The 23,482-nt window shown below is 72.0% G+C and carries 22 protein-coding genes and 1 CRISPR repeat array; of the genes, 7 read left to right on the top strand and 15 right to left on the bottom strand.

What is annotated here, in order from left to right:
* Positions 1-30: 30 nt before the first annotated feature.
* The 5 genes from AC0VYM_RS16435 to AC0VYM_RS16415 form a co-directional block, all read right to left on the bottom strand.
* A complete protein-coding gene (locus AC0VYM_RS16435; protein ID WP_475453042.1) occupies positions 31-1,083 on the bottom strand; it encodes a right-handed parallel beta-helix repeat-containing protein in 1,053 nt (350 codons plus the stop codon).
* A gap of 112 nt (positions 1,084-1,195) precedes the next feature.
* A complete protein-coding gene (locus tag AC0VYM_RS16430) occupies positions 1,196-1,840 on the bottom strand; it encodes a response regulator (protein WP_475453040.1) in 645 nt (214 codons plus the stop codon).
* Positions 1,828-3,060: a sensor histidine kinase gene (locus AC0VYM_RS16425; RefSeq protein WP_475453038.1), complete on the bottom strand. Its 1,233-nt coding sequence runs from the start codon at positions 3,058-3,060 to the stop codon at positions 1,828-1,830. The genes AC0VYM_RS16430 and AC0VYM_RS16425 overlap by 13 nt, the downstream gene beginning before the upstream one ends.
* Positions 3,061-3,069: 9 nt before the next feature.
* Positions 3,070-3,858: an ABC transporter permease gene (locus AC0VYM_RS16420; protein ID WP_475453036.1), complete on the bottom strand. Its 789-nt coding sequence runs from the start codon at positions 3,856-3,858 to the stop codon at positions 3,070-3,072.
* Positions 3,855-4,772: an ATP-binding cassette domain-containing protein gene (locus AC0VYM_RS16415; RefSeq protein WP_475453034.1), complete on the bottom strand. Its 918-nt coding sequence runs from the start codon at positions 4,770-4,772 to the stop codon at positions 3,855-3,857. Before AC0VYM_RS16415 ends, AC0VYM_RS16420 begins: the two co-directional genes overlap by 4 nt.
* Positions 4,773-4,922: 150 nt before the next feature.
* Between AC0VYM_RS16415 and AC0VYM_RS16410 the strand changes: the two genes are divergently transcribed.
* Positions 4,923-5,282 carry a VOC family protein gene (locus tag AC0VYM_RS16410; protein ID WP_475453032.1) on the top strand — a complete coding sequence of 120 codons (360 nt, stop codon included), beginning with the start codon at positions 4,923-4,925 and terminating at the stop codon, positions 5,280-5,282.
* Positions 5,283-5,340: 58 nt separating this feature from the next.
* On the opposite strand, the gene AC0VYM_RS16405 is transcribed toward AC0VYM_RS16410, so the two are convergent.
* Positions 5,341-6,504, bottom strand: a complete 1,164-nt coding sequence (locus tag AC0VYM_RS16405) for a baeRF2 domain-containing protein (protein WP_475453030.1) — start codon at positions 6,502-6,504, stop codon at positions 5,341-5,343.
* Positions 6,505-6,568: 64 nt separating this feature from the next.
* On the bottom strand, positions 6,569-7,996 hold the full coding sequence (locus AC0VYM_RS16400; RefSeq protein ID WP_475453028.1) for an MFS transporter: 1,428 nt from the start codon (positions 7,994-7,996) through the stop codon (positions 6,569-6,571).
* A 184-nt stretch (positions 7,997-8,180) separates the two neighbouring features.
* On the opposite strand from AC0VYM_RS16400, the gene AC0VYM_RS16395 reads away from it, so the two are divergent.
* Positions 8,181-9,050, top strand: coding sequence for an AraC family transcriptional regulator (locus tag AC0VYM_RS16395; RefSeq protein ID WP_475453026.1), 870 nt, complete (start codon positions 8,181-8,183; stop codon positions 9,048-9,050).
* 24 nt (positions 9,051-9,074) lie between these two features.
* Here the strand turns inward: AC0VYM_RS16395 and AC0VYM_RS16390 are convergent, their stop codons facing one another.
* The 3 genes from AC0VYM_RS16390 to AC0VYM_RS16380 form a co-directional block, all read right to left on the bottom strand.
* A complete protein-coding gene (locus tag AC0VYM_RS16390) occupies positions 9,075-9,929 on the bottom strand; it encodes an alpha/beta fold hydrolase (RefSeq protein ID WP_475453024.1) in 855 nt (284 codons plus the stop codon).
* A gap of 267 nt (positions 9,930-10,196) precedes the next feature.
* Entirely contained in the window at positions 10,197-11,435 is a 1,239-nt protein-coding gene (locus AC0VYM_RS16385) for an MFS transporter (RefSeq protein WP_475453022.1), read from the bottom strand.
* A 148-nt stretch (positions 11,436-11,583) separates the two neighbouring features.
* Entirely contained in the window at positions 11,584-12,222 is a 639-nt protein-coding gene (locus AC0VYM_RS16380; RefSeq protein WP_475453020.1) for a TetR/AcrR family transcriptional regulator, read from the bottom strand.
* A 119-nt stretch (positions 12,223-12,341) separates the two neighbouring features.
* On the opposite strand from AC0VYM_RS16380, the gene AC0VYM_RS16375 reads away from it, so the two are divergent.
* The gene (locus AC0VYM_RS16375) at positions 12,342-13,292 is read left to right on the top strand and encodes an NAD(P)-dependent alcohol dehydrogenase (RefSeq protein ID WP_475463064.1); all 951 of its coding nucleotides are present in this window, start codon (positions 12,342-12,344) and stop codon (positions 13,290-13,292) included.
* Positions 13,293-13,681: 389 nt separating this feature from the next.
* Complete coding sequence (locus AC0VYM_RS16370) at positions 13,682-15,280, top strand: alkaline phosphatase D family protein (protein ID WP_475453018.1); 1,599 nt, start codon at positions 13,682-13,684, stop codon at positions 15,278-15,280.
* 48 nt (positions 15,281-15,328) lie between these two features.
* Here AC0VYM_RS16370 and AC0VYM_RS16365 read toward each other — a convergent pair whose 3' ends face one another.
* Complete coding sequence (locus tag AC0VYM_RS16365) at positions 15,329-16,024, bottom strand: metal-dependent transcriptional regulator (protein ID WP_475453016.1); 696 nt, start codon at positions 16,022-16,024, stop codon at positions 15,329-15,331.
* 97 nt (positions 16,025-16,121) lie between these two features.
* On the bottom strand, positions 16,122-16,328 hold the full coding sequence (locus AC0VYM_RS16360; protein ID WP_475453014.1) for a hypothetical protein: 207 nt from the start codon (positions 16,326-16,328) through the stop codon (positions 16,122-16,124).
* A 105-nt stretch (positions 16,329-16,433) separates the two neighbouring features.
* On the opposite strand from AC0VYM_RS16360, the gene AC0VYM_RS16355 reads away from it, so the two are divergent.
* The 3 genes from AC0VYM_RS16355 (at position 16,434) to AC0VYM_RS16345 (ending at position 19,365) form a co-directional block, all read left to right on the top strand.
* Positions 16,434-17,345: a LysR family transcriptional regulator gene (locus AC0VYM_RS16355; RefSeq protein WP_475453012.1), complete on the top strand. Its 912-nt coding sequence runs from the start codon at positions 16,434-16,436 to the stop codon at positions 17,343-17,345.
* 76 nt (positions 17,346-17,421) lie between these two features.
* Complete coding sequence (locus AC0VYM_RS16350) at positions 17,422-18,177, top strand: class I SAM-dependent methyltransferase (protein WP_475453010.1); 756 nt, start codon at positions 17,422-17,424, stop codon at positions 18,175-18,177.
* A gap of 225 nt (positions 18,178-18,402) precedes the next feature.
* Complete coding sequence (locus AC0VYM_RS16345) at positions 18,403-19,365, top strand: bacteriocin fulvocin C-related protein (protein ID WP_475453008.1); 963 nt, start codon at positions 18,403-18,405, stop codon at positions 19,363-19,365.
* Positions 19,366-19,381: 16 nt separating this feature from the next.
* On the opposite strand, the gene AC0VYM_RS16340 is transcribed toward AC0VYM_RS16345, so the two are convergent.
* From AC0VYM_RS16340 to pabB, 3 genes are all read right to left on the bottom strand, one after another.
* Complete coding sequence (locus AC0VYM_RS16340; RefSeq protein ID WP_475453006.1) at positions 19,382-20,017, bottom strand: DUF4291 domain-containing protein; 636 nt, start codon at positions 20,015-20,017, stop codon at positions 19,382-19,384.
* Between the two features lie 67 nt (positions 20,018-20,084).
* A complete protein-coding gene (locus AC0VYM_RS16335) occupies positions 20,085-20,780 on the bottom strand; it encodes a type 1 glutamine amidotransferase domain-containing protein (protein ID WP_475453004.1) in 696 nt (231 codons plus the stop codon).
* Between the two features lie 269 nt (positions 20,781-21,049).
* Positions 21,050-21,322: a CRISPR direct-repeat array (repeat unit 29 nt; unit sequence ATGCTCCCCGCGCACGCGGGGATGGTCCC).
* A gap of 60 nt (positions 21,323-21,382) precedes the next feature.
* Positions 21,383-23,386 carry an aminodeoxychorismate synthase component I gene (pabB, locus tag AC0VYM_RS16330; protein WP_475453002.1) on the bottom strand — a complete coding sequence of 668 codons (2,004 nt, stop codon included), beginning with the start codon at positions 23,384-23,386 and terminating at the stop codon, positions 21,383-21,385.
* Positions 23,387-23,482 lie beyond the last annotated feature (96 nt).

Genomic DNA, 23,482 nt, shown 5'->3' with positions numbered 1-23,482 from the left:
TTCGGTCGGGGGCGCCTCGCGTGCGAGGGGTCAGGGGGTGACGTCGACGTTGGTCAGCCCCCGGGTCGCGTTCGTGACGGTGTTGGAGGCGTGCACCACGTTGGGCTCGTCCGCGCAGTCGGACTGGCTCCACAGGGCGATCGCGAAGCCGCCGACCCCGCCCAGGTCGGAGTGGTTGTCACTGAACACGTTGCCGCAGCCCGCACCGTCGACCTGCTGCGTGCTGGTGTAGCCGTGCGCGAACACTCCGGGCCGCTCGAAGGTGCCGGTGTTGTGCTCGAACAGGTAGCCGTTGCCCTTGACGTCCACCCAGCTGTCCGCGAAGTTCTGGCCGGAGAGGCCGCGACCGTCGAAGGTGTTTCCGGAGACCAGGCCGTCGCGGGTGCCCTCCTTGACGTCGAGGTGCTCGCCCCGGACGTCGGGGCCGAAGTGGTTGCCGGTGACCTCGGTGCGGTCGCTGCGGTCGACCCCGTCGTCGCCCCCGTGGCATCCCCAGTTGCTGTGGGCCGAACCCAGGTAGACCCCCTCACCGAAGCCCGGCTGGACCCGGCCGGTGTCGGAGACGCGGGAGTCGCGGACGGACCCGTCCGAGCTGGAACCACGGAAGTGCACGCCCTCGTCGTCGATGCCCCGCGCCTCCAGGTCGCTCAGGTGGACGTGGTCGGAGCGGTCGATCACGATCCCCTTCTTGGAGTCGGTGACGGTGATGCCCCGGACGTTCCAGTGGTCGGCCTCGTAGAGCCACAGGCCGTAGCCGCTGCTGTGGGTGTCGGGGGCGGGGCAGCCGCTGCCGGAGACGGGTTCGTCGTTGACCAGGACGGCGTCGGAGGGTCCGGTCAGGGTGATGGGGGCGCCGCTGGTCCCGGAGGTGGTGGCGACGAAGGAGCCGACGTACTCTCCGCTGTCCAGGGTGATGGTCTGGCCCGGCTGGGCGCCGGCGAGGGCCTCCTCCAGGGCGGGTCCGTCCGAGACCCGGACGTCGGCCGGGGCGGGACCGGCGAACGCGGGGAGCGCCGGGGCCGTCAGGGCGACCGCTCCGGCGGCGGCCAGGCAGAGGGACAGGCGGGTGCGGGGGGTGGGCACGGGGCAGACCTCCGTGTCGAGGGCGGGGGACCTCACCGTGGGTGAGGGTGTGACCACCGACCCTAGGGCGGGTCCGTTGAGCCTTCAAGGGGGGCGCCGCCGCCCCGCGCCCTCAGGAACCGAGGAACCGCAGGACCGCCAGGACCCGGCGGCTGTACTCGGGGGTGTGCGCCAGCTCCAGCTTGTCGAAGATGGAGTTGATGTGCTTCTCCACCGCGCTCAGCGACACGAACAGCCGCTGCGCGACGGCGGTGTTGCTCAGCCCCTGCGCCATGTTCTCCAGGACGTCGCGTTCCCTCGGGGTCAGCCGGGCGAGCGGGTCGGTCCGCGTGGTCCGGGCCAGCAGCTGGCGGACCACCTCCGGGTCGAACGCGGCTCCCCCGGCGGCCACCCGGTCCAGGGCGTCCAGGAACTCGCCCACCTGCGCCACCCGGTCCTTGAGCAGGTATCCGACGCGTTCGGGGACCCCGGTGAGCAGCTCGGCGGCGTAGCGCTGCTCCACGTACTGCGAGAGCACCAGGACCGCCGTCCCGGGGTGCTCCGCGCGGATGCGCAGCGCCGCCCGAAGCCCCTCGTCGGTGTGGGTGGGCGGCATGCGCACGTCCACCACCGCGGCGTCCGGGCGGTGTTCGGAGACGGCCTCCAGCAGTCCCTCGCCGTCCTCGGCCGCCGCCAGGACCTCGTGTCCCTCCTCCTCCAACAGCCGGATCAGGCCCTCCCGGAGCAGGACCGAGTCGTCGGCGATCACCAGGCGCATGAGGGCTCCGTGTCCGTGGAAAGGGAAGAAGGAGGTCGGTCCAGCGGCAGCGCCGCGCGCACGGTCGTGGGACCGCCCGGCGGGCTGTGCACCTCCAGTGTGCCGTCCAGTGCCCGGACCCGACGGGCCAGCCCGGTCAGACCGTCGCCCCCGGGGTCGGCGCCGCCCCGGCCGTCGTCGGACACGGTCAGCCACACCCGGGAGTCGCGTACGCCGAGGTCGACGATCACCCCGTCGGCCCGCGCGTGCTTGGCGGCGTTGGTCATGGCCTCGCGGGCCACGAAGTACACGGCGGTGGCCAGTTCCTGCGGGAGGGGCGCGGGCAGGTCGCAGCGGACCGCCACCGGGAGCGGGCCGCGCTCGGCCGCCTCGGTCAGGGCCGCCTCCAGCCCCAGGGTGTCCAGGGCCGTCGGGTAGATCCGCCAGGCGACCTCGCGCAGCTCGTCCAGCAGCACCCGTGACTCGGTGTGGGCCTGCCGCACCAGGTCGGCGGCGTGCGCGGGATCGCTGCGGCGCTGGGCCCGGCCCAACAGCATGGCCAGGGCGACCACCCGCTGCTGGACACCGTCGTGCAGGTCGCGTTCGATCCGGCGCCTCTCCTGGTCCACCGCCCGCACGATCCCGGACCGGGTCCGGGTGAGCTCCTCGATACGCCGCCGCATCAGGTCCTCCTCGGTGGGCCCGAGCAGCGTGCGTGCCAGCCAGCGGTCGACCTCGGCCAGGACGGGGACCAGCCACCATGTGACCACCAGGACCGCGAGGGCGGCGGTCAGTCCGAGGGAGATGCTGGAGACGTCGACCCCCACACCGGGCCAGTCCGCGTTCACGTGGGTCGCGGTGCCCGTGACGGCCTGGATCACCACACCGACGACCAGGATCGGGACCAGCGCGGCGACGGAGAGCAGCAGGTACAGGGAGGCCAGGTGCACGGGCAGGCGCAACAGCAGGTGGACCGCCCGGGTGGGGCCGCCCGCCCGCAGCGTGACGGTGGCACCCATCCAGCGGGAGAGCCGTGCCAGGTCCAGCTCGCACAGCCGCGTCGCCCACTCCTCGATCCGCCTCCCCGCGGCTGGCCGCACCGGGACGGCCAGCAGGACCCCCGCCGAGGCCAGCATCCACACCAGGGTCAGCGCACTCACCCGGACGCCCGCCACCAGCCCCACGAACTCACGCCCGCGTCTGCCCGCGCGCGCGGACACCCGCCGCAGTCCCACTCCCACGTCCCCTCCTCAGGCGTCCCGCCGCTGGAGGACCAGCGCCCCGACGGCCAACGCGGCCGCGACCCAGAACATGAGTACCACCAGTCCACCGGTCCAGGAGAGCGAGCGTTCCAGCCCGATGACGTGCGCGTTGTCGAGGAGGGCGATCCCTGCGGTCAGGGGAAGCCGCAGGGAGAGCTCCGATACCCACGGGTTCGGGGAGAAGAGCGTGATGACCGGCAGGCCCAGGACCAGCAGGAACATCGCCGTCAGTGCGGCCGCCGCCGAACGCAGGGCCGTGCCCGCGCCCAGCCCCATCAGTGAGAGGAGCGTCAGGAAGACCGCGCAGCGGAGCACGTCCGCGACGGCCTCCGAGGGGACCAGGGTCCCGTGCCCTCCCATCAGGGGGTGCGCCATCACCAGGTGGGCGGTGAGCGTCCCCACGACCGCGAGTCCCAGGGAGGCCGTGAAGGTCGCCACCGCCACGACGATCGCCTTGGCGGTGAACCACCGCCACCGGGAGGGCACGGCCTGGAGCGAGAGCCGGACCGATCCGTGGGCGTACTCGGACGTGACGAAGGTCAGTGCGGTGCCGACCAGCACGAACTGGACCGCCCAGACGGCGCCGTACAGTGCCATCTCCGACGCGGGCACGCTCCCCCGATCCATACCGGAGGTCGTGTTGACCGCCCCGGCGGCCGACACCAGCACCATCAGGACCAGGGCGGCGGCCAGCCCCCACCAGGTGGAGCGCACCGAACGGAACCGGACCCACTCGGCGGCGACCGCACCCGCCAACGGTCGCGCGCGACGGGTCACGTGCGGCTCCCGTCGAGGGAGCGGTACTGGACGCTGTCCGCGGTGAGCTCGCGGTAGGCCTGCTCCAGCGTGGCGTCACGGTTGCTGAGCTCGTGCAGGGCCACCCCCGACCGGTGGGCCAGCTCGCCCACCCGCTCGATCCGGGCCCCGGTGATCACGAGCTCGTTGGCGGAGGGCCGTTCGACCCGGGCTCCGTCGGTCTCCAACGCGCTGACCAGGTCCTCGGGGTGCGGTGCGCGCACCCTCACCGCGGTCCAGGCGCTGTTGCCCAGAACCTCCGCCAAGGGGGCGTCGGTGATCAGCCGTCCGCGCCCGATCACCACGAGGTGGTCGGCGGTCAGCTGCATCTCGCTCATCAGGTGGCTGGAGACGAACACGGTGCGCCCCTCGTCGGCCAGTGAACGCGTGAGGTCGCGGATCCACCGCACCCCGTCGGGGTCCAGGCCGTTCACCGGCTCGTCCAGGAGGAGCAGTTCGGGATCACCGAGCAGCGCGGCGGCGATCCCCAGGCGCTGGCTCATCCCCAGGGAGAACCCTCCCGCGCGGCGGCGGGCCGCCTCGGCCAGCCCCACGGTGTCGAGCACCTCGTCCACCCGTCGCTTCGGGATGCCGTGGCTCCGGGCGAGGGCCAGCAGGTGCGCGCGGGCGCCACGGCCCGGGTGGACCGCCGCGGCGTCCAGGACCGCGCCCACGGTGTGCAGGGGCCACCGCAGTTCCCGGTAGGGGCGCCCGTTGACCAGCGCCTCCCCCGAGGTGGGACGGTCCAGGCCCAGGACCATCCTCAGGGTGGTGCTCTTGCCCGCGCCGTTCGGCCCGAGAAAGCCGGTGACGCGGCCGGGACGCACCGTGAGGTCCAGGCCGTCGACGGCCAGGGTCCCCCCGTAGCGTTTGGTCAGTCCCCGCAGGGCGATCATGGCGGTCCCGTCGTGTGGTCGGAGGTGTCGGCTCCACGCTAGGAACCGCAGCCCCGGCCGGACCATGGGGCGGACCGCCGAGACGGGGTGTGGTTGACCGCAGGGTGGTGTTCCACGGTTCTGTCGGTCCCGTCGAGGACAATGCGGGGTATGAGTGAACAGCGGCACCACGCCATCGACTACGTGGAACTCCCGGTCACCGATCTGGGGGAGGCCAAGCGGTTCTACACCGAGGCCTTCGGGTGGCGGTTCAACGACTACGGGGGCGCCTACGCGGGTATCCGCTCGCCCGACGGCACCTCCGAGGTGGGCGGGCTCAACCCGGGCGGCGAGGTACGCGGCGGCGGACCCCTCGTCCTGCTCTACTCCGAGGACCTGGACCGCACGGTGGAGGCCGTGGAACGCGCGGGCGGCCGCGTCCTCCAGGGCCCCTACGCGTTCCCCGGTGGGCGGCGCTTCCACTTCGCCGACCCCAGCGGGAACGAGCTGGGGGTGTTCGCGGACTCCTGACCGGGCACGGGTGTGCCCCGCCCCCGCGTGCGCGGGAACGGGGCACACCGACGGGACGCTACTGCTTGGGGAAACGCAGCGTGGCTCCGGCGTCCGAGTCCGGGGTCTCGCGGTCGGTGCGGGTGTCGACGCTCTGTGCGGGCACGGGCAGCTCGGTGAACCCGGCGTCGGACATCACCGCCGCGCGCAGCATGAGCGCGCTGGCCGGTGCCCGGAACCCGGCGTTCGGGTCGTCCAGGCCCTTCGGTGAGGTGTCCACCAGGACCGGCGAGTGGTACGACCCCCACAGCTGGGGCTCGTTCTCCCGGTCGGCGCCCAGCAGAAGCGTTTCCACCCGGGCCTCCGACAGCATCGGCAGGATGGAGGTCGTGCCCTTGACCGCCTGGTCGTGGGCGAGCTTGCGCTGGTAGTCGGAGTAGACCCGGGTCCGCTCCTCGTGGATGAGTTCGCGCAGGCACTCCTCCGCGTTCTCGTGCAGGCGCTCCTCGGCGTCGGTGCCGCCGCGCCCGCCCGGGACCACCTTGATCGGGATGGTGAGCTGACGGGGGCCCAGGTTGTCGCGCAGGTAGGCGATGGCCTCGTCGTCGCCACCGGCGATGATCACGGCCGCGTCCACCTTGCGTACGGCCTCGCGGACGAGGTCCGCCACCTGGGCCGCGTTGCCCCGCCACCGGTCCTGAGCGGTGCCGGTGTCGGCGCGGCGCCCCCCGGCGTCACCGCGTTGACCGGGGAAGATACGGCTCGCCCCGTCGATGTTCTGCATGTTCTCACCCTCGTTGGCGAGCTCCATGACGGGGCCGCGCGTGGGGTGGCTGGGGTAGGCGAACACCTTGGCGTTGACCCGGTCCAGGGCCACGAGGACGTAGGGGAGGCGGCGACCGCGGTCGATCGCCAGGGGGAGCGCGTCGGGGACGGGCAGGAACGAGGCCCGGTCCTGCGAGGGCGGCACGGCGAGGGTGTGCGCCCCCAGGAGCCTGCCCTCGGAGGCGTAGAGCGCCTGTCCGTGGTCACCGAAGGCGCGGGAGTTGCCCTCCCCCACGGCCTCCTCCAGAACGTCGAGGGTGGCCGCGTCGGTGCCGAGCGCCTCCAGTTCCTCGCGCAGGTGCCGCCAGCGCAGTTCGATCTTCTTGTCGGCGTCCGTGGTGTCACGGCTGGTGTCCAGGTGCACCGAGGCCACCGGGCCGTCGCTTTCGTACAGAGGTCGCAGAAAACCAAGGTCCATAGAGTCTGCGGGGCGTGTGTACCCCGCCCCGCCCACCTCCTTCTCGGGGTCGGCCTGCGGGCCATCATGTGGGGCCATGGTGCGGGTTGGAAGGGCGCCGCGTCGATCCAGACACGGATGTTGCCCGAAGATTTCCAGGTTTTTCCCGATCCTCCCGTTCCGGGGGGCAGTCTTTCCGGAAGCCGGACCCGGGCTCGCCCCGCGGTTCGGCGTCGGCCAGGGCGCGGTCGACCCTCCCCGGGGGCAGGACCACGACGGAGACCAGGGAGAGGACCAGACCGATCAGCCCCGCCGTGACGAAGGGGGCCGCCAGCGCCCACTCACGACCCCAGGGACCCTCCAACAAGGAGACCAGGGCCCCGCCCAGGCCCATGCCCACGGACAGCAGTCCCCAGGAGACGGTGCGGTGGGCGCTGAAGACCCGGGACCGCATGCCGTCGGGTGTCAGCCTCTGGATGAGGGAGATCAGGGTGATGTTCCACCAGGTGATGACGAACCCGGTGAGGAAGTAGCAGACCACGAAGGCCGACACGTCGCGGAGCAGCCCCACCGTCAGCGCGGTCGCGCCCAGGACCGCCAGGACCACGGCGATGGAGACGGAGGGGTGGATCCGACCCGAGAAGGAGGGGATGACGAGCGCGCCCGTGACCGCCCCGGCGGCGGTGACGGTCATCAGCAGACCGTAGCCCTGTGGGCCCACGCCCAGCACGTCCTGGGCGAAGAGCACCAGCACGGCCCCGTTCATCGCCGCCGCCAGGTTGGACGCCCCCGAGACCAGGGCGAGCGGCCGCAGGACCGGGTGCCGCCACAGCCACACCAGACCCTCGCGCAGCATCGCTCCGATCGAGGGCCGCTCATGCGGGGTCTCCCCCGACGGGCGGAAGTCACCGCGCAGGCCGACCAGGCAGACCACCGCGAGCAGGACCAGAACGGCCTGGGCACCGAAGGCCCAGGCGGTGGACACCGCCAGCAGCGCCCCCGCCAGCGGCGCGCCCAGGAACTTGTTGAGCACGCGTTCCACGGCCTGGAGGAGCCCGTTGGCCCGCTCCAGCTGGGGGCGTGTCACCACCGAGGGCACCACCGACTGCGCGGTGTTGTCGAAGAACACCTCGCACGCGCCCACCAACAGCGCGATCAGGACCAACACGGGAATCGACCCGACTCCCATAGCCACGACGGCGGTCAGGAGCACCAGCAGGACCGCCTTGACGGCCCCCGCGCCCACCATGAGGCGGCGCCGGTCCATCCGGTCCCCCACCACCCCGGCGACCAGGGCCAGGAACAGCCACGGCAGGCGGGTGGCCGCGCCCACCAACGCGACCAGGAAGGCGTCGTCGGTGAGCGTGGTGGCGTACCAGGGCAGCGCCACCACCGCGATCCCGTCGCCCATGTTGCCCAACCCCACCGCCCCCAGGAGTCGGTGGAACCGTCCGCCCAACGGTGCGCGGCGGCCGTCTTCGTCCGGAGGTGTGTGCTGGACGTTCTGGGACATGCGACCTTCCGAAGGGGGTGGGGGTCTCGGACTGGCACCGTAGAGGGTGGCAGGCGGTGGTGACAGACGGTTCTCCCGCCAGCAGAGGGACGCCTCGCCCGCACCTGACCGGAGGTGAACGGGAACGGTCGGGTCCGGGCGGGGCCCGCGTCCCTAACGTCGGTGGTGAAAGAGGGAGGCACACGTGCTGGACCGGTTGAACGAGGCGCTCGAACGGGTCGAGAGGGACCCCGGCGAACCCGTGGACGTGGCCGCCATGGCGCGGACCGCGCTCACCTCCGAGCACCACTTCCGACGGATGTTCTCGGCGCTGTCCGGGATGCCGCTGTCGGAGTACGTGCGTCGGCGCCGCCTCACCCTGGCCGGAGCGGAGGTGATCGAGGGCCGGGACACCCTGCTCGACATCGCGGTCCGCTACGGCTACGGGTCCGCCGAGGCCTTCGGGCGGGCGTTCCGCGCGATGCACGGGATCGGCCCGGGCGAGGCCCGCCGCACGGGCGCGGCGCTCAACTCCCAGTCACGGCTGGCCTTCCACCTCACCATCGAAGGGAACACCACCATGCGCTACCGCATCGTCGACAAGGGCGCCTTCCGCCTGGTCGGCCCCGGAACCCGGGTTCCGCTCGTCCACGAGGGCGCCAACCAGCCCATGACCGACTTCGTCCTGGGTCTCGGGGACGACGTGTACGAGCGGTTGGCGGAGCTGTCCGACCAGGAACCGCGCGGCGGCGTCTCGGTCACCCTCACCCACGACCCCGACCGGCGTGAGGGCAGCGACGTCGACTACTACGTGGCCGCCGCGACCTCGGCGGCCGGAACCCCGGAGGGGATGCGGGCCCTGGACGTGCCCGAGGGCACCTGGGTCGTCCTCCTCTTCGAGGGGCTCGCCTTCCCGGAGGCGATCCAGCGCCTGTGGGTGTACGCCGCCGCCGAGTGGTTCCCGTCCAACCCCGCCTACCGTTACCGGCACGGCCCCGAACTGCTGAGCGTGGAGTACGACGGTGACCTCGCCTCGGGCGAACTGTGGCTCCCCGTCGAGCGGACCTCCGTGTGAACCGGGGCCCGCTCGACGGGGCGGTCAGCGGTCGCGGGGACGGGTCCGCGCCTGCTCCAGGAAGCGGCGCAGGACCTCGTTGAACCGCCTCGGGCGTTCCAGGTTCGGCAGGTGGCCGGCGCCCTCGATGATCTCCACGACCGAGTCCGCGATGCGGACGTGCATGAGCTCGGCGCCCCCGGGCGGTGTGAAGCCGTCGTGCTGGCCCACCATCAGCAGGGTGGGCGCCGAGATGTGCCGGAGCAGGAGGGTGTGGTCGGGGCGTTCGGCGCGGCCCAGCTGCGCGGCGGCCGCGCCCTCGGGCGGGGCGGCGTACATCATGGCGCGCACGTGGTCAGCGACCGCGGGCTGGTCCCGCACGTTCTCGGCGGTCATCATGCCGACCAGCATCTCGTCGGCGTAGCCGCGCATGCCCTCCTCACGCAGGCGGGCCGCCATCGCCCTGCGCTTGGCCTTGCCCGTCTCGGTCTCGGGCAGCGGGTTCGTCGCGGCCAGGGCCAACGCGTCCACGCGGTCGGGGAAGAGCCGGTACAGCTCCAGGGCGACCTGCCCGCCCATGGACAGGCCGACCACGTTGACCACGTCCAGTCCCAGGTGGTCCAGGAGGGCCGCGAGGTCGCGGGCGAGGGTGTCCAACGAGGTCACCCCGGGCACCACGGTGCTGCGTCCGTAACCGCGCAGGTCGGGGACGATCGTCCGGTATCCGCGCCCGGCCAGTGCTCTGACCTGGGGTTCCCACATGGTCTTGTCGAAGGGGTGACCGTGGACGAACAGGACGGGGCATCCTGCGCCGCGGTCGTCGTAACTGACGCTGATCCCGCGCACGGACGCGAGACGCGGGCCTTCGCTGTTCGCGGTGTCCGTCGTCTGGTGTGTCACAACAAACGATGCTATTCACGGACGCAAGGGGATGAACAGGGGGCGTGGGAAAAGCGGTCGGGCCGCAGGTGGTCCCTCGTCACCTACGGCCCGAACACCGTGACCCGCCGTCCTCGGGCACGGTGCGACGCGGCGGAACGGGTTCCGCCGCACCTGTGCCGGAGCCTCGGGGGCTCCGGCACAGGTGGAGACGCGCTTCCGAGCGGTGGGGTTCGCTCGGACCGCCGGACGGGGCGGGCGGATCTCCCGGAGGGCCGCCCGCCGGGGTCAGACGGAGGCGTCGGCGGGTCGAATCCGCCCGCCGCGCGCGGTCACCACCGCCGCGAACAGGTAGGGGACGGCGAACAACGCGAAGGTCAGAGCGTGCCCCGCCACCAGGAACACCCCGGCGTACAGCAGGTAGGACGCCCCGGTCACCGTCTCCGTCCCGGCCTGGGCCAGGGAGGTGACCGTGGCCCGGCTGGTGCCGGTGATGCTGTCCTGGAGTCGGGCGTCGGCCACCACGTTCGCCATCTGGCACACGCCGAATCCGCAGCCGAGCAGGATCCACCCCGGGGTGCTCCCCAGCAGGGCGCCGGTGGCGATGGCCACGGCCGCCAGGGCCAGGAGCACGCCGACCACGCGCGGTGACAGGCGCGACGCCGGGCCCGCGAGCAGGCCGCCGCCGGTGACGCAGATCCAGACGACGAGGACCACCAGGGGCACGTCCTCGGTGGCGACCCCGGCGGAGGAGGCCAGCAGGGGCAGGTACTCGTCGAGCATCCCCCAGAACGCGGTGACGATCACGACCAGGAGGATCGCCGTGCGCACGGAGCGGCTGCCCCTGGCCTCCGCCAGACCGAGCCGCATGGTCTCCAGGTAGCCGAGCTCGGGTTCGGTCGTACCCGAAGCCTCGTCCTCGGCCCTCCTCGACCGTGGGGGACGACTCTCGGGCAGGGCCAGGCCGGTCAGCGCGCACAGCGCGCAGGCGGCCAGACTGGCCGTTCCGATCATCGCGTAGCCGCCGTGCGCCATGACCGGCACGGCCAGCAGGGTCGCGGTTCCCACCGCCGCGACGCCCAGGGCCCGGGTCACGCCCATGACCGGCGCGTACCGGTCGGCGGCGCCCCGGTGGCCGAGCTCGGTGTGGACCAGCGCCTCCAAAGCGCCGGAGGCCAGTGCGCTGGCCGCGCCCCACAGGACGAAACCCAGCGCGAAGGACGCGTAGGACGGCAGGAGCAGCCAGCAGGCGAACCCGGCACCGGTCAGCAGTGGTGCCAGGGCGAGCAGGTGGTGGCGGGGCACGAGGTCCGCCCAGGCGCCGGTGGGGATCGCCAGGAGCACGCTGGTCAGGGACCACAGGACGAAGAGCGAACTGACCTGGACGACGGACAGCCCGGTCTCGGTGAAGAGCAGGGTGTAGAGGGGGTAGAGGAGGACGAACTCCTCAAGGAAGGCGTACGTGTAGAGCGGCCAGGTCAGCCTGGACAGACGCGTGTCGGGCACACGCGTGGACCGGTTGGTCATGGAGGTCTTTCGGTCGAACGGACTCGGGCACCGGGGGTGGTGGTCCACCGGTGGTGCCCGGGGTCTCGTCTCGGACCGGCCTCGGCCGCGGCCTGGGAACTAATGTCGTCGCTTCACGCCCCCCAGTGTAGGAGACCGCCCCTCGGCGTCAGCGCGGTTCCCGCAGCGCCGGGTGCGGGCCCAGCCTCGGCACGGGTGGCAGGGCCCGGCGGCCGGGTGCGGCCTCGAACGCCTGGATCAGGTAGGCGGCGAGCCTCCGGGAGGCGGCCACGGCGTCCTCTTGGGAGTCGGCGCTGAGGCCGCTGTTGGCCATGATCACCAGGGTGAGGTCGTCGCGGACGAAGTCGGGGCGCAGCTTGCCCGCGGCCTTGGCGCGGCGCGCGAGTTCGGCGAAGGTGTTCTCCGCCCTGATCCGTTCCTCGTCGAAGATCACCCCGCCGACGAAGGCCGCGCGGAAGACCGCGTTGAAGCCCCGGTCGATGACCTGCATGGCGCACAGGTCCTCGATGAACGCGCGGAACCCGCGCCAGGGGTCGGGGTCGGCTGCGGCCTCGTCCAGGCGCTCCAGACAGGTGTCGAGCTTTCCCCGGAACACCTCGTTGACCAGGCTGCCCCTGTCGGGGAAGTGCCGGTAGAGCGTGGCGATGCCGAGCCCGGCACGGCGCGCGATCCGGGTCATCGACACCTCGATCCCGCTCTCCAGGAAGGCCGCCTGGGCGGCGTCGAGGATGCGGCGGCGGTTGTGCAGCGCGTCCGACCGCGGCTTCCGAGAGGGTTCGTTCGGCATGCCTCTCACTTTAGCCCCAACCGGAGTGACCCCTCCGTTTTGGTGGTTGCCTGGGGCGAGGGCGGGGCGTTCGGTCCCCTGCCCCTGGAACGCGACGGACGGAGAAGACCGTGGTGGAGATGCGTGCGGCCCGGTACGACGGGTACGGAGCCCCCGATGTGCTCTATGAGGGCCGCGTCCCCCGCCCCGTGGCGGGCCCCGACGAGATCCTGGTGCGGGTACACGCCAGCAGCGTGAACGGTGGGGAACTGATGGTGCGCTCCGGGAGACTCGCCCTGCTGACCGGGAGGCGGTTCCCCAGGGGCATCGGCACCGACTTCGCGGGGGAGGTCGTGGAGGCGGGGGCGCGGGTGAGGGAGCCCGCCGTGGGCGACCGGGTGTGGGGGTTCCAGGGCCGAGCCGGAGGCAGCGCCACCTCCGAGTACGTGGCCGTGCGCCCCAGTCAGGTCTCCCTCGCTCCCCTCGGGCTCGACGCGGTCGAGGCGGTCTCGCTGCTGGCGGGCGGCACCACCGGGATCACCGCGCTGCGGGACAGGGCACGGGTCGGACCGGGTGAACGCGTCCTCGTGCGCGGCGCCAGCGGTGGGGTGGGCAGCGTGGTCGTCCAGCTCGCCAGGGCCATGGGGGCGCACGTCACCGCGCTGGCCGGGGCGCGCAACCTCGACTTCGTTCGCGGCCTCGGGGCGCACGAGGCGTACGACTACGCCACCACCGGCCCCGCCGAACTGTCCCTGTTGGAGGGCTTCGACGTGATCATCGACATCGTCGCCACCGACCTGCCCGCCTACCACCGACTCCTGACCCCGGCGGGGCGCCTGGTGGCCGTGTCCGTCGGGTCGGTCTCCTCGGCGCTGCGCCTGGCGGGCGCGGCACTGCTGCGCTCCCGCCGGACCGCGTTCTTCAGCGGCAACCCGAGAACGGCGCTGTTCCGGGACCTGGCCGGGTACGTGGAACGCGGAGAGGTGCGCCCGGTCGTCGACACGGTGCACGAACTGGCTGACATCTCCGAGGCCCACCGCGCCCTGGAGACCGGCGGGGTGCGGGGCAAACACGTCATCAGTCTGGGCTGAACCGGGGTGGGGGGTGCGGCTCGGCGCGTGCGGGGTGCCGTCACGGAAGGTGATATCGAGGGCGCCGTGGCCACCCCCGGCGGGGGTACGTGTTCGAAGCCCCGCGTGGAATCGGAGGCGCTCAGCGGCGCCGACCCGCGTTCCGGATCCGCAACGCGGCTCACCGCCGCGCTTAAGGGGGGTGGGAAGGGGACAGTGGCGAACGTAGCATCCCAGAGCCGACGAAACACCCTGGTGGCGACCCTCAGTAACCTTGCCGTCACCGAAACGGAGGTAATGTTCACCGCGTAGGGGTTGGGTCGTACCTCTTTCCATGGCCGGATGGACCACGGTTGCTCCCGTCCCGGGTACTCCGGGGCGGTCCGCCGCTCGAACCCAGGAGACCGTAGATGCCAGGTACACCCACATCCCCCACTTCCCCCGCCCCCTCCCCCACGCTCGCCGCGACACGGCGGCAGGCGTTGGTCGGCGGGGCCGTCACACTGGGCGCCGCCGCACTCGGCACCTCTCTCGGCTCCCCCTCAGCGCTCGCGGCCACCGCGGCCCCACGGAACCCGACCATCTCCGACCCCTTCACCCTGGGCGTCGCCTCCGGTGACCCCCTGCACAACGGGGTCGTGCTGTGGACCCGGCTCGCCCCCGACCCCCTGGCAGAGGACGGTCTGGGCGGGATGCCGAACAGCGCGGTCGAGGTGGAGTGGCAGGTCTCGCACGACGAGAACTTCGGGACCCTCGCCGCCTCCGGAAGCGTCGAGACCCGCCCCGAGCAGGCCCACTCGGTTCACGTGGAGCTGGAGCGCCTGCGGCCCAAGGCCGACTACTTCTACCGCTTCCGGGTCGGCAACGAGATCAGCCCCGTCGGCCGCACCCGCACGGCGCCGGTCCCGGGTACCCGCCTGAACCAGTTCAACTTCGCGTTCGCCAGCTGCCAGAGCTACACCCACGGCCACTTCACCGCCCAGTCGCACCTGGCGGAGGAGGACCTGGACCTGGTCGCCTTCCTCGGCGACTACATCTACGAGACCCCCGACCAGGGCAGTATCGGCCGCGGCCACTTCCCCGAGGTGGAGGTCCGCTCCCTGGCCGAGTACCGGCTGCGGCACGCCCAGTACAAGACCGACAGCGGCCTCCAGGCCGCCCACGCCGCGTTCCCGTGGGCGGTGGTCTTCGACGACCACGAGCTGGAGAACAACTGGGCCGACGACACCTCCTACGAGGAGGACATCCCGCCGGAGGAGTTCCTGCTCCGGCGCGAACACGCGCTCAAGGCCTACTACGAGCACATGCCGCTGCGCGCCGCCCAGCGCCCGGCCGGGCCCGACCTGCACCTGTACCGCAGGCTGACCTTCGGCAACCTGGTCGACCTGCACCTGCTCGACACCCGCCAGTACCGCGACGTGCAGGTGGCGGACTCCGAGCGCGACGACCCCGACCGCACCCTGCTCGGCGCCGACCAGCGCCGGTGGCTGTCCCGGGGGCTGTCGTCCTCCAAGACCAGGTGGAACGTGCTGGCGCAGCAGGTGTTCTTCTCCCAGCGGGACTTCACCGAGGGCGATGCGAGCACCTTCAGTGACGACGCCTGGGACAACTACCAGGTCGAGCGGGACAGCGTCCGGGACGAGATCGCCGGGGTGTCCAACCCGGTCGTGCTCACCGGTGACGTGCACGCCAACTACGTCGTGGACGTCAAGGCCGACTTCGACGACCCGAGATCGAGGACGGTGGCCACCGAACTGGTGGGGACGTCCTTCACGAGCGGCCGGGACGGCGCGGAACAGAACCCGGGCGACGCGGTCCAGCTGGCCGAGAACCCGCACATCAAGTTCATCAACCGCCACCGGGGCTACGTACGCAACACGGTCACGCCCACGGAGTGGACCGCCGACTACCGGGTGGTGGACTACGTGAGCAGGCCGGGCTCGCCCATTCGCGACCGGGCGCGGTTCGTCATCCAGAACGGCCGTCCCGGGGCCCGGCCGCTGGCCTAGACGAGGTGGACCCCCGCCTGGCATCCGCGCCCGTGCGGTGCCGGGCGGCTACTCCTCGGGGCTGAGCCAGAGGGCCTCGGCGGCGACCAGCCCCAGGGCCTGTTCCCGCACCTCGTCGCCCTTCTCCGGGCAGACGGAGAGCTGGATGGAACCGGCGAAGGGCAGCCGCTCCACGACCTCCACGCGCATGCCGATGCCGATGTCGATGTCGGCCAGGTAGCGCAGGAGTTCGGGATCGGTGTCGTTGACCCGGACGATCACACCGGTCGTACCGGCCTCGGCCTCGGAGAGCAGCACGGACTCGCGCTCGACGATGGCGCCCTCGCGGGTGGGGATGGGGTCGCCGTGCGGGTCCACCACCGGGTTGCCCAGGTGGGCGGCGATGCGGTCGACGAACTTGTCCGAGACCACGTGTTCGAGGATCTCGGCCTCGTCGTGCACCTCGTCCCACGAGTAGCCCAGCTCGGCCACCAGGTAGGTCTCCAGCAGCCGGTGGCGGCGCAGGACCGCCAGCGCCGCCTTGGTGCCGGTCTCGGTGAGGCTGACGTTGCCGTACCGCTGGTGCTCCACGAAGCCCAGTTCGTTGAGCTTGCGGAGCATTCCGGACACCGACGAGTTGGACACCGACAGCCGCTCGGCCATCCCGGAGATCGTCACCGGCCCGGTTCCGCGCTCCTGGAGGTCGTAGATGACCTTCACGTAGTCCTCGGCCGAAGTAGACGGTCGCGCCGGTGTGTTCCCCATGCCCGTAACCGTATCGCGGACCTCCCCCTGACCACGATTTCCGCACCGTTCCTGTGGACGAACCCCCGTCACAGTTCCGGCGGTGCCGCGGGGTCGCTCAGGCGTTGCAGCCGGGGGTGCGCGGGGCACCGGTGGGGCGGCCGCGGGAGACGATCCGCGTGCCCGCGAGCCCGATCTCGCGGACCTGGGTCGAGCCGCACACGCAGCGCGACCACACGGTCATCCCCGCGCCGGTCCGATGCTGGGAGAGCACCGCGAAGGGCTGGTCGTCCGGCCATCCGCAGTGGGGGCAGACACTGGTCATCGAGCACCTCTTGTTCGGTGTGGTCTTCCTGCGATCCAGCATCACGCCCCAGAACCCTCGCGGTCCAGGTTGAGTTTCTGGATGGCACTGTGAAGAATTGCCTACATGATTGATCTTCGTCGGCTACGGATCCTCCGGGCCGTGGCCCACCACGGAACGGTGACCGCCGCCGCCGAGGCGCTGCACTTCACGCCTTCGGCGGCCTCACAGCAGATCCGCCAGCTCGCCAAGGAGCTGGAGGTGCCGCTGTTGGAACCCCTGGGCCGCGGTGTGCGGCTGACACCGGCCGCACGGAGTCTGTTGGAACATGCGGACGCGATCCAGGCCCGCTGGGAGCGGGCGGAGATCGAGATGCGCGGGTTGGAGGCGGAACCGGCCGGGCCGCTGCGGGTGGCGGGTTTCCCCGTCGTGTTGACCCGCCTGCTGGCGCCCATGGCCGCCGCTCTGCGCACAGCGTACCCGCGCCTGGACGTACGGATCCTGGAATCGGAGCCAGGTGACAGTCTCGACCTTCTCTTCCGGGGTGACATCGACCTCTCCGTCGTGGAGGCCGCCCCCGGCACACCCGGGCTGGACGACACCCGCTTCGACCAGGCGTTCCTGTTCGAGGACCCCTTCGACCTCCTGGTCGCCAGCGGACACCGCCTCGCCGGGCGGGCGAGCGTGCCGCTGATCGAGACCGCCCGGGAGTCGTGGGTGCTGCCGAGGCCGGGCACGACCTGCCACGCGCACGCCGTCACCGCCTGCGGGGCGGTCGGGTTCACCCCGCAGGGCCGTCACGAGGCGTTGGAGTGGAGTTCCGTGGCGGCGCTGGTCGCCCACGACCTGGGGGTGGCGCTCATCCCGAGGTCGGCGGAGCTGTCCCCCGAGTTGCCGGTCACCCGCCTGCGCCTGGAGGGTTCTCCGGCCCCGGCCCGTTCACTGCTCACCTTCACCCGTGCCGGAGCCCGGGAGCGCCCCTCGGTCGCGGCCGCCGTCACCGAACTGGAGCGCCTGGTCCCCCACATGATGGCCTGACACCTGCGACGCGGGCGTGCCCGGTGGTGGCAGGTTCGCCACGCTCCCCACCGGCTGCCCGCGTAGGGTGCCCACCATGAGCCGCCTCCCCACGCCCTCCCCCTACGACGAGGAGGGGATGTCCGAGCGCTACACCGCCCACCGGCACGCGGGTGCGTCGAGCCCCAACACGGTGATGGAGGAACCCGCCCTCCTGTCCGCGCTGGGCGGCGTGTCCGGTCGGGAGGTGCTCGACCTGGGCTGCGGCGACGCCGACCTGGGGCGGATCCTCCTGGGTGCCGAGTGCCGGAGCTACCTCGGGGTGGACTCCTCCGAGGCAATGACCGCACGCGCCCGGTCCACACTGGAAGGCACCACCGGTCGCGTCGTGCGCGCCGACGTCGCGGACTTCGCCGCCCGTCCGCGCTCCGTGGACCTGGTCGTGTCCCGGATGGCCCTGCACCACCTCGTCGCACTCCCCCAGGTTCTCTCCCGCGCGCGTACCTGGCTGCGCACTGGCGGACGCATCGTGTTCACCGTCCCCCACCCGGTGCTGACCTGCCACGACGCCTCCCGTGGCTCGCCCGGTCCGCGCGGGGACCGGGTCGTGGACCGCTACTTCGAGCCCGGTCCGCGCGAGCGTGCCTGGATGGGTACCCGTGTGGTCTGGCAGCACCGCACCGTGGAGGACTACGTCACCGCCCTGATCGGGGCGGGGTTCGGGCTGACGGCGCTGCGCGAGTGCGCGCCGGACCGGGAACGGTTCGGCGGTGACGTGGACGAGTACAGGCGCCGCCTCCGGGTCCCGCTGTTCCTGCTCCTCTCCGGCGTTCCGTCCGGGGAACCCTCCTGACCTCGAAGAACCGCGCGTCGTCCCGCGTTCCCCGGCCAGGCCGATACGTGTCCCAAGTGACCACCAAAAAAGGGCCCTGACCAGCGGCGCGAGCACGGATACATCCGTGTTCGGTCCGGTATTGCCCCCGTGGACCGTGGATTGGACGTACCAACTTCCGAAAAGCCGACCCATGGCGAAGGACTCCCCTTGACACTGGGACGCGGCGGTGCGGGAAGGGAGATCATGAGGGACATTCGGGTTCGGTACGTGTTGGCCTTCGACTCCTCGTGTGACAGGTGCGCGGACATTTCCACCACGGTGGAGTCCGTGTCGGGCGGCAGGTTGGAGACGCTCCCGCTCACCCACCCCGAGGTGCGCGAGTGGCGGGTCCGGCAGTGGGGCCCCAACGCCCCCTGGGTCCCGACCCTGGTCCGGCACCGGGGCGCCGAGGTCCGGTGCTGGAGCGGGGTCTCCATGGTGCGGCCGCTCCTGCGGGGTCTGGGCGCGCAGGCCGCCCTGCGCGTGGTCGAGGCACTGGGCGAGCTCAGCCGCCAACGCCGCCGGGCCCCCTGGGAACGGCCTCGGGTCCCCTCCTCCGGAACCTCGGTACGGCCGCGACTCCAGAGGCTGCACGCCGGGTGGGTCGTCGTCATGACCCTGGCCCTGGCGGGCCGCACCCCCGCCCTTGCCCGCTCCGACCACGGTCTGGCACGCGAGTGGGTGGAGGCCAACCGCGACCGCCTGCCCAGGGACTACGACGAGTTCACCGCGCACCCCCTCATCCGCCGCCGCCTCGTCTTCGCCGAACTCCCTCCCCGCGCCCGCCGCGACCTGTGGCTGGAGCACCTGCGGCGCTACGAGCGCTCCCACCCCCACCTCAGCCCGGCGCAACGGGAGGTGGTGCACCTGGCCCGCCGCACCCTGTCCGACGCGCTGGTGTTCCGGGACGGCCTCGACGCGGTCCGGGAACGCGAGCTGCGCGGGCTGGCCGTCTCCGCGTTCGGCACGGAGGAGGCCCACGCGCTGCTGGCGACCCTGGGCCCCGACGAACCGGACCCGCACGGAGGGACCACCAGGAAGAAGGAGCGCTGCGGCGCCTGGGTGCCCTGTCTGTCCAAGGGCTGCGCAGAGGTCCCCTTCACCTGCGGCACCGCCTGGATGTACACGCGCGACGGTATGCGCGCCCGGGCCGAACCGGCCGGCTAGCGGCGGTGCTCAGGCCTCAGCGGCCAGGTGGCGCGACGGGCACGGCCTCACCGACCTGAACCGGGCGCAGATGGTCGATGACCCGGTCCGCGATCGGGTAAGGGTGCTCCTGCGGCAACAGCGCGGCGGCCGTGTCCAGCTCGCCCCGGCCCACCAGAGCGTGCACCTCGTGGGCCAGCGGTGTGACGTCGGTGATCGAGACCGTCCACTCGTCCGCGTAGCGACGGGAGGCCTCGCCGGACAGGCCCAGCTGGAGGGAACGGTGCCCGAGCGGGTTCAGGCGCAGATCCCGCTCGGGGTCCCACTGCACACGGGCAGGGGCCGCGCGCAGCTCCCTCTTCCAGGCGTCCCGGTCAGCGTGTACGCCCGACTTGAAGTGCGACAGGGCAGAGCGGCGCAGCGCCCACTCGAACCCCTCGCGGGCGATCTCCACCGCCAGCACCGTCTCCTGGTTCGCCTTCCGACCCCACCCGCACCGGTACATCATCCAGAGGAACGACGGTTTGACCCAGGTCATCCGGTCGCGCTTCCACGACGCCGGGAAGCGGCCCTCGCGCGCGGCGGGGACCCCGATCGCGGGGGCGTAGGCCTGGTAGACGGTGACCGTCGTGTCGGTGTACCTGGCCCTGATCTGGAACGGGGGAATGCTCATGGGAGACCAGGGTGGCGCTGACCAGCGGGCGGAGCAACCGGTTTTCCGCTGGCCAGCGCGGTGGGCCTCATCCGAGCAGCTTGAGCATCTCCTGGGCCAGCGGGGCGGAGGACGCGGGGTTCTGTCCGGTGACCAGGGTGCGGTCCACCACGACCTTGGGCGCCCAGGGCTCGCCCTCCTGGAAGTCCACCCCCGCCTCCACCAGGCGGTCCTGGAGCAGCCACGCCGCGCGGTCGGCCAGCCCGGCCTGCTCCTCCTCGGCGTTGGTGAACGCGCTGACCTGGTACCCGGCGAACGGGTTCGTGCCGTCCGGCCGCTCGGCGGCCAGCAGGGCGGCGGGGGCGTGGCAGACCACGCCGAGGAGCTTGCCCGTGTCGAGCGCGGTGGTGAGTAGATCGCCGGAGACGGTGTCCACCGCCAGGTCCTCCATGGGCCCGTGACCGCCGGGGAGGTACACGGCGTCGTAGTCGCCGAGGTCCACCTCCTCCAGGCTGAGCGGAGAGTGGAGTTCGGTGAAGGAGTCCAGGACGGCGGAGATCCGGTCGGCGTTCTCCTGACCGCCGTTGACGTCCGCCTCCAGGCTGCCCCGGTCCACGGGCGGCACGACCCCGCCGGGGGTGGCGACGACGACCTCGTGTCCAGCGTCCCTGAACGCCTCGTAGGGGGCGACGGCCTCCTCAGCCCAGAAGCCGGTGGGGTGCCGTGTGCCGTCCGCCAGGGTCCAGTGGTCGGCGCCGGTCATCAGGAACAGGATCGTGGACATGCTGGATCACTCCGCAGGTGACTTCCGTAGGCCTGGATGTGCCGCTGACATTAGTTGCCTGGACAACCATGTTCCAACGGAACACCCTGTGTTCCCCCCGTTTCCGAGTCGCATCACCAGCAGGATCGTCCTTGCCTTGGGCCATGATGAGTGGAAGCACCTACGCGTGCCCAGTTAGTCCCTTCGAAAGCGTGGTGTCGGAATTGTCGGCCTTCCGAGAAGTTGGAAAAACGACCCCTTGCCACTGGTAAGTTCGCAGGTGAAAAAGTATGCTCCCCGCGCACGCGGGGATGGTCCCCGCCTGAACCAGAGGCCGACGTATTGGGCTTTATGCTCCCCGCGCACGCGGGGATGGTCCCACCGCGCCGACCGCGGCCAGTAGCGCGCCGAAATGCTCCCCGCGCACGCGGGGATGGTCCCATGGGGAGAACGACCGCGCCGGGGTAAGGCTGATGCTCCCCGCGCACGCGGGGATGGTCCCGTCTCCAGCGCCGTCGTGCGTCTGGCCCTGGAATGCTCCCCGCGCACGCAGGGATGGTCCCGTGGCCACGTGCTCCACCGAGCCGACCCGATGATGCTCCCCGCGTTCGCGGGGATGAGGGCTAGCGGCCTCGGGCGGGGACCTGGGCCTTGAGGAGCATCTCCTCGTACTCGTCCTCGGGGTCGGAGTCCAGCACGATCGCGCCGCCAGCGCCCACGGTGACCTCGCCGTCGGCGTGGACGGCCGTGCGGATGACGATGCTGAGGTCCGCCTCGCCGGTGTGCGAGATGTAGCCCAGCGCCCCGGAGTACACTCCCCGGGCGGAGGACTCCAGCTGGTCGATGAGTTCCATCGTGCGCAGCTTCGGCGCCCCGGTCATCGAGCCGCCGGGGAAGCAGGCGCGGACCGCCTCCACGGTGGACATCTCCGGGCGCAGCCGTCCACGGACGGTGGACACCAGCTGGTGCACGGTCGCGTACGACTCGGTGTACATGAAGGCGGGCACCTCCACGCTGCCGACCTCGCAGACACGGCCGAGGTCGTTGCGGAGCAGGTCCACGATCATGAGGTTCTCGGCGCGGGTCTTGGCACCGGTGCGCAGTTCGGAGGCGATGCGGGCGTCCGTCGCCGGGTCGGGGTGGCGGGGCGCGGTCCCCTTGATGGGGCGGCTCTCCGCGACCCCTTCGGAGTCCACGCGCAGGAAGCGTTCGGGTGAGGCGCTGAGCACCGACACCCCTCCCACGCGGAGGAAGGCGGCGTAGGGGGCGGGGCTGGCCGCACGGAGACGCCGGTAGAAGTCCAGGTCACCGCCGTCTCCGAGGTCGGGCAGCCGGACCCGGTTGGTCAGGCAGATCTCGTAGCTCTCACCGTCGGTGAGGTGGCCCAGGCACGTCTTGACGTCGTTCACGTAGGCGTCGCGGGGCCGTTCGAGCAGTGCGGCCAGGTCGACCGGCGCCCGGGAGGCAGTGGGTTCGGGCAGTGGGGGAAGGCCGCGCAGGGCGGTGAGTGTGTCGCCGATCCAGGCGGGGTCACCGTCGGCGCAGACCACGTAGGTGCGGTCCTCATGGTGGTCGACGGCGACGAAGCGGTCACAGCGCATCCACACGGCGTCCGGGGTGACGGCCGTGTGTGCTCGGGCGGCACCGCAGTCGGCCTTGAGCTCGTAGCCGAAGTAGCCCACGTGGCCGCCGGTGAAGTCGAAGGGCAGCCCGGTCGGGCGGTGTGTGTGGCGGGTGCGGCGCTCCAGCGCCTCGAACACGTCCCCGGGTTCCAGGTGGGTTCCGTGGGCGGTGCGGACGCGCACGGCCGGGTCGCCCACGTCGTAGGTGAGGACCTCGGAGGCGTCTCCGAGGAAGGAGAACCGGGCGGGACCCTCGGGGCGGGAGCTGTCCAGCCAGAACGCGTGGTCGGCGTGGTCGTACAGGTGGGCGAAGGCGCGTTCGGTGTCCACCGCGTAGGGCAGTGTCGCGAAGCGGATCGCGGGGCCGTCGCCCGGGGTGGCCCGTGCGTGGTTCGGAATCCTGTCCTGGTGGTGGGGCTCCCCGATGTGCTCGCGGGCCAGGGCGAGGAAGTTGGCGACGAGGTCGGCTCCGTGCTCACTGGCAACGGACTCGGGGTGGAACTGCACGCCCCAGCGCGGGAGGTCGCGGTGGCGCAACCCCATGACCACGCCGTCCTCGGCCCACGCGGTGGCCACCAGGGACCCGGGCAGGGGCTCGGAGACGGCGAGGGAGTGGTAGCGCACGGCGGTGAAGCCCTGCGGCACCCCGGAGAAGAGCCCTGTGCCGTCGTGCCGGACGCGGCTCAGGTGCCCGTGGCGGGGCTGGGGTGCGGCGTTCACCTCCGCCCCGGCCAGATGGGCGATGGCCTGGTGGCCCAGGCACACCCCCAGGACGGGGAGGTCCGCGCGGGCGAGGAGTTCGGGGACGCGTCCCAGGTCGCGGGGGTTCTGTGGCCGCCCGGGGCCGGGGGACACGACGACGGCGTCGACGGCGGCCGGGTCGAGGTCGGACCATCGCGGGTCGTCGTTGGTCAGGACCAGGGGTTCCGCGCCGAGCACGCCGGCGAGGAGCTGGAACAGGTTGTACGTGTAGGAGTCGTGGTTGTCCACGAGGAGAACGCGCATCCCGCCCTTTCCAGCCCGGCCATCGGGTCGCGATGTCCCAGGTTACGGCGTTCTGGGCGGTTCGCGAATATCCGGGTCCCTGGTGGTGGGGCCGAC

It is taken from the genome of Nocardiopsis sp. iso_237 (assembly GCF_056173345.1).
Note: the sequence above shows the minus strand (reverse complement) of the source record. Positions and strands in the feature narration are given on the sequence as shown.

What these genes read in the sequence shown, in the direction of transcription:
- AC0VYM_RS16430 (WP_475453040.1), bottom strand. Translation starts at nt 1,840, where the DNA reads ATGCGCCTGGTGATCGCCGACGACTCGGTCCTGCTCCGGGAGGGCCTG.
- AC0VYM_RS16415 (WP_475453034.1), bottom strand. Translation starts at nt 4,772, where the DNA reads ATGATCGCCCTGCGGGGACTGACCAAACGCTACGGGGGGACCCTGGCC.
- AC0VYM_RS16410 (WP_475453032.1), top strand. Translation starts at nt 4,923, where the DNA reads ATGAGTGAACAGCGGCACCACGCCATCGACTACGTGGAACTCCCGGTC.
- AC0VYM_RS16405 (WP_475453030.1), bottom strand. Translation starts at nt 6,504, where the DNA reads ATGGACCTTGGTTTTCTGCGACCTCTGTACGAAAGCGACGGCCCGGTG.
- AC0VYM_RS16400 (WP_475453028.1), bottom strand. Translation starts at nt 7,996, where the DNA reads ATGTCCCAGAACGTCCAGCACACACCTCCGGACGAAGACGGCCGCCGC.
- AC0VYM_RS16385 (WP_475453022.1), bottom strand. Translation starts at nt 11,435, where the DNA reads ATGACCAACCGGTCCACGCGTGTGCCCGACACGCGTCTGTCCAGGCTG.
- AC0VYM_RS16380 (WP_475453020.1), bottom strand. Translation starts at nt 12,222, where the DNA reads ATGCCGAACGAACCCTCTCGGAAGCCGCGGTCGGACGCGCTGCACAAC.
- AC0VYM_RS16375 (WP_475463064.1), top strand. Translation starts at nt 12,342, where the DNA reads ATGCGTGCGGCCCGGTACGACGGGTACGGAGCCCCCGATGTGCTCTAT.
- AC0VYM_RS16370 (WP_475453018.1), top strand. Translation starts at nt 13,682, where the DNA reads ATGCCAGGTACACCCACATCCCCCACTTCCCCCGCCCCCTCCCCCACG.
- AC0VYM_RS16365 (WP_475453016.1), bottom strand. Translation starts at nt 16,024, where the DNA reads ATGGGGAACACACCGGCGCGACCGTCTACTTCGGCCGAGGACTACGTG.
- AC0VYM_RS16360 (WP_475453014.1), bottom strand. Translation starts at nt 16,328, where the DNA reads ATGACCAGTGTCTGCCCCCACTGCGGATGGCCGGACGACCAGCCCTTC.
- AC0VYM_RS16355 (WP_475453012.1), top strand. Translation starts at nt 16,434, where the DNA reads ATGATTGATCTTCGTCGGCTACGGATCCTCCGGGCCGTGGCCCACCAC.
- AC0VYM_RS16350 (WP_475453010.1), top strand. Translation starts at nt 17,422, where the DNA reads ATGAGCCGCCTCCCCACGCCCTCCCCCTACGACGAGGAGGGGATGTCC.
- AC0VYM_RS16345 (WP_475453008.1), top strand. Translation starts at nt 18,403, where the DNA reads ATGAGGGACATTCGGGTTCGGTACGTGTTGGCCTTCGACTCCTCGTGT.
- AC0VYM_RS16340 (WP_475453006.1), bottom strand. Translation starts at nt 20,017, where the DNA reads ATGAGCATTCCCCCGTTCCAGATCAGGGCCAGGTACACCGACACGACG.
- AC0VYM_RS16335 (WP_475453004.1), bottom strand. Translation starts at nt 20,780, where the DNA reads ATGTCCACGATCCTGTTCCTGATGACCGGCGCCGACCACTGGACCCTG.
- pabB (WP_475453002.1), bottom strand. Translation starts at nt 23,386, where the DNA reads ATGCGCGTTCTCCTCGTGGACAACCACGACTCCTACACGTACAACCTG.